Origin of the sequence: Arthrobacter sp. 35/47 (genome assembly GCF_000520475.1) — a bacterium.
Taxonomy (GTDB): domain Bacteria; phylum Actinomycetota; class Actinomycetes; order Actinomycetales; family Micrococcaceae; genus Arthrobacter_D; species Arthrobacter_D subterraneus.
Window position 1 is genome coordinate 1 of record NZ_KI914592.1, and the last position, 12,393, is coordinate 12,393.

At 64.0% G+C, this 12,393-nt stretch carries 11 protein-coding genes; 3 read left to right on the plus strand and 8 right to left on the minus strand.

The genetic code is table 11. The features are described 5' to 3' along the window. The first annotated feature begins 157 nt into the window (after positions 1-157). On the plus strand, positions 158-1,765 hold the full coding sequence (locus tag X803_RS18285; RefSeq protein WP_051470537.1) for an HNH endonuclease signature motif containing protein: 1,608 nt from the start codon (positions 158-160) through the stop codon (positions 1,763-1,765). A 125-nt stretch (positions 1,766-1,890) separates the two neighbouring features. On the opposite strand, the gene X803_RS18290 is transcribed toward X803_RS18285, so the two are convergent. The 8 genes from X803_RS18290 to X803_RS0106655 all read right to left on the minus strand — a co-directional run bounded on the left by X803_RS18290 (position 1,891) and on the right by X803_RS0106655 (position 10,076). Then, positions 1,891-2,784, minus strand: coding sequence for an aldo/keto reductase (locus tag X803_RS18290; protein ID WP_051470538.1), 894 nt, complete (start codon positions 2,782-2,784; stop codon positions 1,891-1,893). 103 nt (positions 2,785-2,887) lie between these two features. Then, entirely contained in the window at positions 2,888-3,994 is a 1,107-nt protein-coding gene (locus X803_RS0106625; protein WP_026544531.1) for a Gfo/Idh/MocA family protein, read from the minus strand. Continuing rightward, positions 3,979-4,674: a ThuA domain-containing protein gene (locus X803_RS0106630; protein WP_026544532.1), complete on the minus strand. Its 696-nt coding sequence runs from the start codon at positions 4,672-4,674 to the stop codon at positions 3,979-3,981. The genes X803_RS0106625 and X803_RS0106630 overlap by 16 nt, the downstream gene beginning before the upstream one ends. Positions 4,675-4,739: 65 nt before the next feature. Beyond that, the gene (locus X803_RS0106635) at positions 4,740-5,747 is read right to left on the minus strand and encodes a sugar phosphate isomerase/epimerase family protein (RefSeq protein ID WP_026544533.1); all 1,008 of its coding nucleotides are present in this window, start codon (positions 5,745-5,747) and stop codon (positions 4,740-4,742) included. 11 nt (positions 5,748-5,758) lie between these two features. Beyond that, positions 5,759-6,937 (minus strand): Gfo/Idh/MocA family protein, encoded by a 1,179-nt coding sequence (locus X803_RS0106640; protein WP_035778167.1) that lies wholly within the window; start codon positions 6,935-6,937, stop codon positions 5,759-5,761. An 8-nt stretch (positions 6,938-6,945) separates the two neighbouring features. After that, complete coding sequence (locus X803_RS0106645) at positions 6,946-7,839, minus strand: carbohydrate ABC transporter permease (RefSeq protein WP_026544535.1); 894 nt, start codon at positions 7,837-7,839, stop codon at positions 6,946-6,948. Continuing rightward, positions 7,839-8,756, minus strand: a complete 918-nt coding sequence (locus tag X803_RS0106650) for a carbohydrate ABC transporter permease (RefSeq protein ID WP_026544536.1) — start codon at positions 8,754-8,756, stop codon at positions 7,839-7,841. Before X803_RS0106650 ends, X803_RS0106645 begins: the two co-directional genes overlap by 1 nt. Beyond that, on the minus strand, positions 8,757-10,076 hold the full coding sequence (locus X803_RS0106655) for an ABC transporter substrate-binding protein (RefSeq protein WP_026544537.1): 1,320 nt from the start codon (positions 10,074-10,076) through the stop codon (positions 8,757-8,759). A gap of 195 nt (positions 10,077-10,271) precedes the next feature. Between X803_RS0106655 and X803_RS0106660 the strand changes: the two genes are divergently transcribed. Next, entirely contained in the window at positions 10,272-11,294 is a 1,023-nt protein-coding gene (locus X803_RS0106660) for a LacI family DNA-binding transcriptional regulator (protein ID WP_026544538.1), read from the plus strand. A 62-nt stretch (positions 11,295-11,356) separates the two neighbouring features. Next, positions 11,357-12,352 carry a sugar phosphate isomerase/epimerase family protein gene (locus tag X803_RS0106665; RefSeq protein ID WP_026544539.1) on the plus strand — a complete coding sequence of 332 codons (996 nt, stop codon included), beginning with the start codon at positions 11,357-11,359 and terminating at the stop codon, positions 12,350-12,352. The last annotated feature ends 41 nt before the right edge of the window (positions 12,353-12,393 follow it).

Genomic DNA, 12,393 nt, shown 5'->3' on the forward strand with positions numbered 1-12,393 from the left:
CCGAGAGTACCGGCACTGCGCTGCTGGTTTGGCCTACGGACGGCGGCGTGTAGATCCGCTCGGTCTATTTGCCGCTGTGGATAAGCAGTGTGTCACTTCTCCTCCACATTGACTGTTGAGGGTCGATAATCGAACATGTATTCGATAAATTTGATTCATGGCCATCGCACTCCACGAGCACCGACTGCAGGAACCCTCTCTGCTGCAGTCAGTGCGGGCCGACCTCGAGGGTTTCAGCACGGAATTCGCTGACAGGTATCTCCTGCAATCGCGCAGGGAAACCGCTGCAGCGCTGATGGAAATCGAAGAACTCTCACGACTTGTCGACCATCTGCAGGTACTCGCGGTGTCCGCGGTCGTCAACCAGGACATCGCCGTCCTCGGCGAGGCAGATCCCGAGCACGCCACCTCCGCACAGGACTGGAACGTAACCATCTCATCATCGACCTCGCTGTCGGCTCCGGCATCGTCATCGGCTCCGGCGCCGGCGCCGGCATCAGCATCGGTGTCGGCGTCGGCACGCACCAGGCAGCCGCTGTCGATCCACCGAAACACCGCCGAGTACCTGCGCGCGAAGATCCGGATCAGCCGCAGCGAAGCCAACCGCCGTCTACGTCTGGCTGCAACCATTATCCCGGTGAGCACAGGACCGGGTGCAGCCGCTGAACCTGAACCCAAGCTGCCCGTGCTGGCGGACGCTTCACGTGCAGGGTGCCTGAGTATGCGGGCGTCCACCATGATTTGCGACGCGGTCGAGCATGTGCGCCCGGTCGCTGCCCCACACCAGCTGGAGGCAATGGAACAGCATCTCACCAGGCAGGCCATCGAATCGGACGAGGACACCCTGCGGGTACTGTCCCGCCGCTGGGAAAGCACACTGGACCAGGACGGCCAGGAACCCACGGAGAAGATACTCAGGGCACGGCAGGGCGTATTCCTCCGCGGCCGGCGCAACGGACTGCACTTCCTGGAGATCGGCGCCACCGACGAACAGTTCGAACACCTCTCCACGGTGATGAACACGGCAACCAACCCAAGGGTTACGACACCCACCGGCGACGGACGTGACTCACAGAACCCGCTTGATGAACCCCAGCCGACCCGGGCACAGAACCTGCTGATGGGTCTGGTGTCGGCCTGCCGTATCGCTCTGGCCGGTGACGGCCTTCCTGCATCAGGCGGACACCGACCACAGGTCATGGTCACCATCAACTACCGCGACCTCATCGACGACCTAGAAAAGGCCGGCAACGCCAGAAACGCCGGCCATGACGAAGAGACCGGCCACGCCGGCCACGCTCGACACGCCGGCCACGCTGGACACGCTGGCCACGCCGTCTTCGCCCACCAGCTGAGCGCCCGCAGCATCCGCAAACTCGCGTGCGACGCCGACATCATCCCCATAGTCCTCGGCGGTGAAGGCCAAATCCTCGACCTCGGCCGCACCAGGCGTCTCTTTCCCGCCTACCTGCGCCGGGCACTCGTCGCACGAGACAAAGGCTGCGCCTTCCCCGACTGCACCGTCCCGGCAACCTGGTGCGAAGCCCATCACATCATCCCCTGGGCCATCGGCGGCACAACGTCCCTCAGCGACGGCGTCCTCGTTTGCTCACACCACCACCACGTCCTCCACGAAAACGACTGGACCGTGGAATCCATCCACGGCATCCCCTGGTTCAGGCCACCCAAATACCTGGACCCAAGCCGCACTCCACGAAGAAACACCTACTGGCAAGTCGAACAACTGGTCCAGCAGCAGCTATAGAGCTGTTCCCAGCGCGCTCGATGGAAGTTCCGCGGGACGAGGAGTCACGCGGAACTTCCAGAGCGCGCACCTATTGGCAGTCAGGGAGGCGAACCCGGGCGCTCAGGAATGGGAACATGTGGCAGTCAGGCCCGCGAACCCGCCTCGCTCCCCTCGGAAACCGACGCATCGAGCAAAGCGATTTCCTCGTCCGTCAGCACCAGATCGACGGCGGTCGCCGAGTCGCGGATGCTGGCCGGACGGGAAGAGCCCGGAATTGGAATGACTTGCGGTGACTGCGACAGATGCCATGCCAGGCAGACCACCTGGGGGCTGACGCCGCGGTCTTCAGCGACCTTTCCGAATGCACTGAACCGGTCGCCGAGGGCCCCGGCAGAACGGATCCCTCCCAACGGACTCCAGGGAAGGAACGCGATCCCAAGCTCATCGCACAATCGGAGCTCAGGTTCACTGCTCATGAACGCCGGTGAGAACTGGTTCTGCACCGAAGCAAGACGCCCCCCAAGGATCTCCTGCGACAGCCGGATACGCTCCGGAGTGGCATTCGAAATCCCGGCCAGCCGGATCTTCCCCTCGTCCAGCAGATCCCGGATCGCTCCCACAGAATCCTCATAGGGAACCTGCGGATCGGGACGATGGAACTGGTAGAGACCGATCGCGTCGACACCCAGCCGTTTGAGCGACGCCTCCGCAGCCTTCTTGATGTACTCGGGCCTGCCGTTGAGAGTCCAGGAACCGTCACCGGGCCGGAGGTGTCCTCCCTTCGTGGCAATCAGAACGTCGGACGTGTCACCACCCCAGCTCACAACCGCCCGCGCAATGAGGGACTCGTTGTGCCCCACCTCATCCGCATGGAGGTGATAGGCGTCGGCTGTGTCGAACAGCGTGATGCCCTCATCGAGCGCCGCATGCACGGTGGCTATGGCCTGGGCTTCGTCCGGCCGTCCTTCAATGGAAATCGGCATTCCGCCGAATCCGATCGCACTGACTTCGACATCGGCAATCCTGCGTGTCTTCATATCTTCGGTTCCTTTGTTCAGGTTGCGTTCAATCGACCGCTCAACTGGATCGCGACAACGCCCAACTCGTAACGCTCAACTCAATGGAAAAGACAGGTGAGCTCTAGGCCACCGGCTGTGGAACTTCGGTCAACGGTACCGCCGAGGGCCGCTCCGCGCGGCTCTCCACCGCCACCGAGGTGCCGGTCGAAGCAGAGCGAAGCAGCGACTCCATCACATCCAGCACATGGTAGGCAAGGTCACCGTTGGCCCGGTGCTGCTCCCCCTCGGGGGTCTCGGCCATATCGGCAAGACCATAGCCGCGGCCCGAATCCCGGTACCCGGCATTGATCGGCAGCACCCTGAAACCGGCATCACGCTCGGCCAGCGTGCAGATCTCCACATCGCCGTCGAAATAGTTGGGGTCCGGCACAATGAGGCTTGCGGTCTCGCCATGGATTTCGATGTTCGGAGACCGGGTCTGCACTGCATCGAAGCTCATGATGAGAGTGGACAGCGCACCGGATTCATGCACCAGCACACCGGTCACATGCGTATCCGTGGTGACCGGAACAACCTCACCGGCACGCGCACCGGATCCAATGGTCCGCGAGGTCCGCGTATGGCTCGCTGCACCGATGACAGAGGAGACCGGACCGAGCAGCGTCACCAGTGCCGTCACGTAGTACGGACCCATATCCAGCAGCGGACCACCTCCGGGTACGTAGTAGAAATCGGGATTCGGGTGCCAGCGCTCATGCCCCGGCGTCACCATCGTGGCCGTCGCAGAAATCGGGGCGCCGATCAACCCGTCGTCGATCGCCTTGAGGGCAGTCTGGATACCCGTACCGAGCACAGTGTCGGGAGCACACCCGACCCGGACCCCGGCGGCACGCGCCGCCTCCAGCACCTGCGCACCCTCCACCGTCGTCGCAGCGAGCGGCTTCTCCCCATAGACATGCTTCCCGGCGGCGATGGCCCGCAAGGCGACCTCTGCGTGCGCTGCCGGGATGGTGAGGTTCAGGACCGCATCCACCCCGTCGTCGGACAATAATTCGTCCACACTGAGGGCACGTACGCCCGGCTGGGAATCCGCAACCGCCTGCGCCCGGGACGCATCAAGGTCCGCCACGGCAACCAGGTTGACGGATTCCAGCTGCGGGAAGGTCTCCAGGTACTTGGCGACAATGGCCCCGCAGCCGATGATGCCGACGTTCAGCGGCTTGCCCACAGCATGCCCCTTTCGATGATGGTGCGTACGTTCGGATCGTCCAGGATTTCCACCCGGTGACCCGGGGTGCTGACGAAGATTCGGCCCTTGCCCCACTGCCGGGTCCAGATCGCCGGCGAAGTCACCGGACGGTTCCAGGGGTCCCACTCGCGCACGGCCTGGGTAGTGGTGGCGAGGACGTCAATGTAGTCATCGGACAGCACCCAGTACTGCTCGGTCACCAGGTCGAAGTCGTCAATCCCCTGCGTGATGGGATGGTCCGCAGCAGCAGGCAGCATGTTCACCCGGTAGGGCACATAGTTGTCCGACTGCTCACCGACACACTCATCCGGATGCTTGCCGGGGTGGCAGGCAAACTGGCCGCCGATCAGGTGCAGGTAGTCGGACTCGTTGCGGTAGGAATCGGCGATCCCGCCGTGCCAGCCGGCCATCCCGGTCCCGGCTTCGATCGCTGCACGCAGCCCACGGAACTCATCCTTCTCGATGGTGTTCATCGTGTTGCACTGCACGATCAGATCCACCGTGCCCATATAGTCGGCGTCGGCGTAGACCTTCGGGGACTCCTCGACGCGCACGTCGTAACCGTTGTCGCGAAGAAACGGAATGAAGCGTTCAGTGGCTTCCACAGGCTGGTGCCCGAACCACCCGCCCCGCACTATCAGGGCGTTCTTGTTCGTCATAGCAAGTCTTTCTGTTGGATCCTGGAAGTTGGTAACAATCAGCGGCCGTGAAAACCCGGCGAGAGTCAGCGGCCCGTGGAAAACGCAGCATCGAAGGCTGCGGCGGACGGAGCGATCTCGCCTAGCCCCCGGACCAGGGCAAGCGCCTGCGGTGCACCGATGAGGCGATCCATTCCGGCGTCCTCCCACTCCACGCTGACCGGCCCGTCATAGCCGATGGAGTTGAGCATCCGGAAGATCGGCTCCCATTGCACGTCGCCGTGACCGGCGGTGACAAAGTCCCAGCCGCGCCGCGGATCGCCCCACGGCAGGTGCGAGCCCAATCGTCCGTTGCGCCCATTGAGCTGGCGCACCGATTCCTTCACATGCACGTGGAAGATGTGCTCGGCGTAATCCTGCAGGAACATCACCGGATCGAGGTCCTGCCAGATGAAATGGGACGGGTCGAAGTTCAGCCCGAAATTCTTCCGCCCGGCCATGACGTCCAGCGTCCGGCGGGTGCTCCAGTAGTCGTAGGCAATTTCGGAGGGGTGGACTTCCAGCGCAAACCGCACACCGGCGTCGTCGAACGCGTCGAGAATCGGGTTCCAGCGGTCCGCGAAATCCTGGTAACCGGCGTCGACCATCGAATCCGGCACCGGTGGGAACATGGCCACACACTTCCAGATCGAGGACCCGGTAAAGCCGGTCACGGTGGAAGCTCCCAGCCGGGCGGCTGCGTGGGCGGTCGCCTTCATCACGTCGGCGGCACGACGCCGGACTCCCCCCGCTTCGCCGTCCCCCCAGACCCGCTCGGGCAGGATGGCACGGTGCCGCTCGTCGATAGGGTCATCACAGACCGCCTGGCCGGTGAGGTGGTTGGCGATGGCATGAACCTGCAGATTGTTCCGCTCCAGGATGTCGAGGCGGTCCCGGAGGTACGAGTCGTCCTCGACGACGCGCTCGGGATCGAGATGGTCTCCCCAGCAGGCGATCTCCAGGCCGTCAAAGCCCCACTCGCCGGCGAGCCGCGCTACCTCCTCGAACGGCAGATCGGCCCATTGGCCGGTAAAGAGTGTTACTGGTCGTGTCATTGATGTTCCTTTCAAACCTGCTGCCAGAGTGATTTCGCGGCGGCGCTCTGCTCCACCGCGGCCAGCACCCGCTGGACCTGCAACGCGTCAGCGAACGACGGCGACGGCTGGCTTCCCTCCGCAAGCGCAGTGACGAGGTCCACCACCTGATGCGTAAACCCGTGCTCATACCCGAGGCCGTGGCCCACCGGCCACCAGTTGCCGGTGTACGGGTGGTCCGGCTCGCCGACCTGGATTCGGCGGAAACCGGAGGTCCGGCTGTCGTTGGAGCCGTCGTAGTACTCCAGGACGTTCATGTCCTCGAAGTCGTACGCGATCGAGCCCTTCGAACCGTTGATCTCCAGCCGGATGGCGTTCTTCCGCCCCAGCGCAAAGCGGGTGGCCTCGAAAACACCGATAGCGCCGTCGTCGAACCTGGCGGTAAAGGCTGCGGCGTCGTCCACCGTGACCGGGCCGCGCTTCCCCGACGCGTCGCCCTTGCCGCCGAGTCCCACCAGATCGCCGCCGACTGGCCGCTCGGTCACGAAGGTCTCCATCAGCGCCGAGACACCGGCGATGTTGGACCCGGTGATCCACTGGGCGGCGTCGATGATGTGCGCACCGATGTCGCCGAGCGATCCTGATCCGGCCTTGTCCTTATCCATGCGCCAGGTCAGCGGGGTGTTCTCATCCGAGAGCCAGTCCTGCAGGTATTGGGCGCGGACGTGCCGGATGGTTCCGATCCGCCCTTCCTGCACCAGTTCCCGGGCCAGGGTGAGAGCGGGCGTGCGGCGGTAGCTGTACCCGCACATCGCCAGGACACCACGCTGGGCTGCAGCCTCCGCAGCGGCCACCATGCGCTCGGCTTCCTCCACCGAGTTGGCCAGCGGCTTCTCACACAGGACGTGCTTGCCGGCCTCCAGTGCGGCAATGGCGATCTCGGCGTGGGTGTCCCCCGGCGTGCAGATGTCGATCAGGTCGATATCGTCCCGCTGAAGAACCTCCCGCCAGTCAGTGGCCGTCTCATTCCAGCCCATGCGGGACGCAGCCTCGGCCGCAGCGGAAGCGTTCCGTCCCACCAGGACGGAGAGCTCCGGCTGCAGCGGCAGGTCAAAGAAACGAGGAGCCGTCCGCCAGGCGTGCGAGTGGGCTGCGCCCATGAACGCATAGCCCACCATGCCCACCCGCAGGGGAGTTGTGTTCTGTGCCATGTAATCTCCTATTTGCTGAAGCCGGCGGTGAGCCCGCTGACCAGCTGCTTCCGGGCGATCGCGTAGAGCACCAGCAGCGGCAGGGTTGCCAGCATGACGGCGGCGAGCACCGCCGGAATGTTGATCGTGTACTCACCCTGGAACGCCCAGAGCGAGAGGGGCAGCACGCGCTTGTCCGGGCTCTGCGTCAGGATCAGCGGGAAAAGGAACCCGTTCCAGACGTGCAGGGCGTTGTAGATCCCGACCGTCACCACCGCGGGACGGGTCAGCGGCAGTGCGAGCCGCCACATCATGCTGAACTCCGAGCAGCCGTCCAGCCGCATGGACTCGAACAGTTCCTTGGGCACGTTGCGCAGGAAGTTCGAGAGGATCAGGACCGAGATCGGGATGGCGAACGCGATCGACGGCAGGATCAGCGCCAGCAGGGTGTCATAAAGCCGCACCCTGGTGATCATGTAGTAGATCGGGATGATGGTGGCGTGCAGCGGAATGGCCAGTCCCATCAGGAACAGCGTGTTGGTCCAGGTGATGAACCGGCCCTTTCCCCGCACGATCGCGTAGGAGGCCATGAAGGAAATCACCAGCGCCGGGAGCACCGTGCCCACCGTGACGATCAGCGAGTTCGCAAAGTACTGTGTGAACCCGGCCTCAAGGACAAAGACGTAGTTGTCCAGTGTCGGGTCCGTCGGCGGAGCCAGCGGGTTGCTGCCGAAAAAGCCGGCCTGATTCTTCAGGCTGGTGATCACCACGTAGTAGATCGGCAGGATGATCACGGCGAGCCAGATCCAGCCGCCCAGACCGCCCAGGAGGTTGGGGCGCCAGCCTGAGCGCCGCCGTCGTACCGGTTTGGACGGATGGTGGCGCTTGCCGGTGGTCTGCGGGACTTCAGTTGTGACGGCCATCAGGCTCCTTCCAACTGGCTGGCGGCACGGTTACGGCCTCCGAAGCTCTGGACGAGAATCGCAAGGCCAAGCCCGACGACGACGAGGATCACTCCCAGCGCGCTGGCCGCACCCATGTCATTCGCCTGGAAACCGGTGAGGTACATGTGCAGCGGCAGGAGCCTGGTTGCGTAGCCCGGACCGCCCGCGGTCAGGACGAAGATGAGGTCGAAGTAGGCGAGCGAACCGACCACCATCAGGGTGGTGGAGGTGATCATCGTGTACTTCAGCTGCGGCAGGGTGATGTGGAAGAACTGCAGGACCCGGCCGGCGCCGTCGATCTGCGCCGCCTCGTAGAAGCTGGCCGGGATCTGCCGAACGCCGCCCTGGTAGATCAGGGTGTGGAACGGTACAAACTGCCAGGCGATGACAAAGACGACGACGAACAGCACCAGGTCCGGATTCCCCAGCCAGTCCTGGGCGAGGATCGGAAGCCCGAGGCCCGGCCCCATACCGAAGTTGGGGTCCAGGAGCGCCTTGAAGGCGATGGCGACCGCGGCTGAGGACAGCAGCAGCGGAACAAAGTAGATGACCGCGAGCAGTGCCCGGTACCGCTGGCTGCCGGCGGTGAAGACGCCGAGCAGCAGGCTGATCGGCACCTGCACGATCAGGGAGAAGAACATGATCTTCACCGTCACCCAGATCGCGTTGAGGGTGACCGGGCTGGTGAGGGCGGTGACCCAGCTGTCGAGGCCGCTCAGTCTGATCTCACCGAGGCCGTTCCAGCTGGTGAAACTGAGGAACACCACGCCGATCAGCGGGATGATCGCGAAGATAACAAAGAACACGAGGGCCGGGACGGCGAACCAGCCCAGGGAGGCCGCACTGCGGCCTCCCTGCGCCGGTGACGCGGACCGGGTTTCGGTCTGCAGAGCCATTTACTTGCCCAGCGTCCCGTTCATGGTTTCCGCGAACTGCTCCGGGGTGATCTCACCCAGGAAGATACGGTCCAGGTTGGCGAGCATCGCGCTGCCTTCCTCCGGGCTGAGTGCCTGGTCCCAGGAGAGCTGGAAGCTCGGTGCGCCGGTTGCCATGCCGTAGAGCTGGGTGAGGAAGTCCTTGTCTTCGGACTCCGCCAGCAGGTCCTCGGCGCCGACGGTCGGCGGGATGGCACCGGATGCAACCAGGTTCTGGGTGTACTCCTCGTTGTAGACGCCGTCCTTGAGGTACTCCAGGGCTGCGTCCTTCTGTTCCTCGGTGGCGGTCTCGGAGACAGCGAGGAAGTTGCTCGGGTTGCCGACGATGTTCTCCGGATCGCCCTTGCCGCCTTCAACCTCGGGGAAGTTGAGGTACCCGAGGTTTCCGGAGGAGACAAAGTCCGGGGCGTCATTCTTCATGGTCTGGTAAACCCAACCGCCCTGGAGCAGCATGGCTGCCTTGCCCGTGTACATGAGGGCGGCGTCAGCACCGCCGTCGGCCGCTACCGAGGAGAAGCCGTTGACGAAGCCGCCGGCGTCCACCAGTTCCTGGATCTTGGTGAGGGCCTCGAGAACCGCGGGATCGGACCAGGCTTCCTCTTCGCCGTCGAGGATGGCCTGGAAGACCTCCGGTCCTCCCACCCGGTCCACCAGGTAGGAGAACCACATCAGGTTGGGCCACTTGGACTGGCCGCCGAGGGAGAAGGGTGCAATTCCGGCTTCGTTGAACTTCGGAACCAGGTCCATGAGCTCGTCCCAGGTCTGCGGCGGCTCCGCCCCTACCTGGTCGAAGACTTCCTTGTTGTAGTACAGAACCACCGGCTGCATGCCCGTGTAGGGAAGGGCGTAGCTGGTTCCGTCGATGACGCCGTTTTCCAGGACCGCCGGAATGTAGCGTTCCTTCACCTCGGGGTTCTCCTCGAGGAATTCGGTCAGGTCCATCACGTGGCCCTCATCAACGTAGGACTTCAGGACGCCGCCGCCCCAGCCGTGGATGAGGGTGGGACCCTCACCGGCGCCGATCGCGGTGCGGACCTTGGTCTTGTAGGCGTCATTGGCGAAGAAGTCGAGCTTGATCGGGGCATCGCTGTGCTCCTCGTTCCAGGACTCGATCGACGGTTTGATGATGGATTCGTTGGCACCGGTGAGGGCCCAGAAGGTCGGGGAACCGGTGGAGGCGGTGGTGTCCTGCGGGCCGCTGGTGCCGCAGGCTCCCAGCGTCAGGGTCAGTGTCATTGCGGACGCTGCAGCGACGATGCGGGACAGCTTCGAGTTCTTCATGGAATAAGTTTCCTTCCTCAGACCGGGCCCACGCTGGCTCCGGTCGATAAGAGGCTGTTTTCGGATGAACAGTACCGGACGGGTTTCGAAATGTTTCGAAATGTGTTTCGATAGATGTAAAGTTAGTTCCATCACACCACCACGGTCAATAGCAGACACCAAAAATGTCGGAATCACCTCATAAAAGGAGCAGGCGTGGCTGAGACAGACACCTCCACCCGCAAGGCCACACTGGCCTCGGTAGCGGAAGTCGCCGGCGTCTCCATCCCGACAGTTTCGAAAGTTCTTAACGGAAGAGACGACGTCGCGGCCGCCACCCGCGACCGCGTCCTGGAGGTCATGCGCACCCTCAACTACCGCTCAGCTGCTCCGCGGCGACGGACGGATTCGGTGATGATCGACGTCGTCGTCGAAAGCGTCACCACCGCCTACTACACCGAGGTGATGGACGGGATCCTGGAATGCGCCGGCGGCAACAGTGCCGAGGTGGTGCTGTCCGCCATGTCGCTGAAGTCCGTCAGCGCGGCACAGCGCGTCCAGCGAATGCTCGACGCCGGCAGGCATGGCCTGCTGCTCGTCACCTCGAAGTGGGGGCGCAGTGATCTGCTCACCTTCCAGGAACGCGGCATCCCGGTGGTCCTGGTGGACCCGCTCAACCCGCCGGGTGCCGACGTGGTGAGTGTCGGAGCTACCAACTGGGCCGGCGGCAAGGCCGCCACCGAGCATCTGCTGGATCTGGGCCACCAGCGGATCGCCCACCTCGGCGGTCCGCCGCAGGCAGAGTGCAGCCACGACCGCCAGCACGGCTACATGGCTGCGCTGCTGGGACGGGGCATGGAGACACGTCCCGAATACGTGATTCCCGGCGCCTTCACCCGGGCTTTCGGCATCGAGGGGCTCAGCCGTCTGCTGGAGTTGCCGGAGCCGCCCACCGCGGTCTTTGCCGCGAATGACACGATCGCGATGGGCGTGTGGGAAGAGGCCCGCCGCCGCGGCCTGCAGGTTCCCGCGGACCTCAGCATCGTCGGCTTCGACGGCACCTCCTTCATCGAGGAAGCCATGCCGCAACTGACCACCGTGGAGCAACCGCTGCGCGAGATCGGCCGCACCGCTGCACGTGCGCTGCTTCGCCAGATCGACGGACAGGAACCGGACTCGACGCGCATTGAACTGGCAACCCGGCTGCTGGTTCGGGAGTCCACGGCCCCGCCGCGATAGCTGCCGGCCGGCGCCCGGCACATCAGTCAGCTAGAAAACCCACCGATACGACGGAGTAGATCATGGTTTACACAGCAGAGACCTGGCCCATTACCGCTGCCCCACTGCAGTTCCCGCATCAGGGAACGGACGGCGTCACCATGCAGGAGGCCGACCCCACCGTCTGGGAGAGCGTCTTCCGCGAAATCCAGGACGCGGGGTTCGACAACGTAGACCTGCTGGACACCTGGATCCGCCCCGGCGACCTGTCTCCGGAGCGCCTTGAGGAACTGAAGCGTGCCACGCAGAACGTCGGGGTCGGGGCGCCTGCCCTCTCAGCCATCCGCTGCAGCGTCATCGACGAGCGGAACTGGGAAGACAATCTCGCCTACAGCCACCGCACGCTGGAGGCTGCCGCTCAACTCGGCTGCGAGGTGGTTTCCTTCGGCCTGCAACAGCCCCTCACTCCCCTGCAGAAAAAGCAGCTGTGGTTCTGGACGGTGGATGGCCACAAGGACCCCGACAATGACCCGGACACCTGGAAGAAGGCGGTCGAGAGGCTCTGTGAGCTCGGAAGCCATGCGGCGGACCTGGGACTCCTGATGTCCCTGGAACTGTATGAGGATACGTATCTGGGCTCGGGCGATTCCGCCGTGCGGCTCGTCCAGGACATCGATCTGCCCAATGTCGGCCTCAACCCCGACCTCGGTAACCTGGTGCGCGCCCACCGCCCCATCGAGTCCATCCCGGAACTGATTGCCAAGACCATGCCGTACGCCAACTACTGGCACGTGAAGAACTACAGCCGCGACGAGAACCTGGCGCGCAACCACTTCACCGTCACGCCCGCACCTTTGGAGACGGGCGTCATCAACTACCGCGAAGCGGTCCGGACGGCGCTCGCCTCCGGCTTCCAGGGCATCATCTGCGCCGAGCACTACGGCGGAGACGGCCTCAGCGTCTCTGCCACCAACCAGGAATACCTGCGGAAGAGGATCCTTCCCAAGACCGAGGACTACGCACTGGGTACGCCCCTCGTTGCGCAGGGCCGCCAGACAGCGCGGCAGACCGCCAGCTGAGCTTTCAACTGATTCAACTCTCACGGATTCAACGAGGAAAA

Coding starts and splice junctions, on each gene's coding strand:
- X803_RS0106640 (WP_035778167.1), bottom strand. CDS start 6,937: ATGGCACAGAACACAACTCCCCTGCGGGTGGGCATGGTGGGCTATGCG.
- X803_RS0106635 (WP_026544533.1), bottom strand. CDS start 5,747: ATGACACGACCAGTAACACTCTTTACCGGCCAATGGGCCGATCTGCCG.
- X803_RS18290 (WP_051470538.1), bottom strand. CDS start 2,784: ATGAAGACACGCAGGATTGCCGATGTCGAAGTCAGTGCGATCGGATTC.
- X803_RS0106665 (WP_026544539.1), top strand. CDS start 11,357: ATGGTTTACACAGCAGAGACCTGGCCCATTACCGCTGCCCCACTGCAG.
- X803_RS0106645 (WP_026544535.1), bottom strand. CDS start 7,839: ATGGCCGTCACAACTGAAGTCCCGCAGACCACCGGCAAGCGCCACCAT.
- X803_RS0106630 (WP_026544532.1), bottom strand. CDS start 4,674: ATGACGAACAAGAACGCCCTGATAGTGCGGGGCGGGTGGTTCGGGCAC.
- X803_RS0106650 (WP_026544536.1), bottom strand. CDS start 8,756: ATGGCTCTGCAGACCGAAACCCGGTCCGCGTCACCGGCGCAGGGAGGC.
- X803_RS18285 (WP_051470537.1), top strand. CDS start 158: ATGGCCATCGCACTCCACGAGCACCGACTGCAGGAACCCTCTCTGCTG.
- X803_RS0106655 (WP_026544537.1), bottom strand. CDS start 10,076: ATGAAGAACTCGAAGCTGTCCCGCATCGTCGCTGCAGCGTCCGCAATG.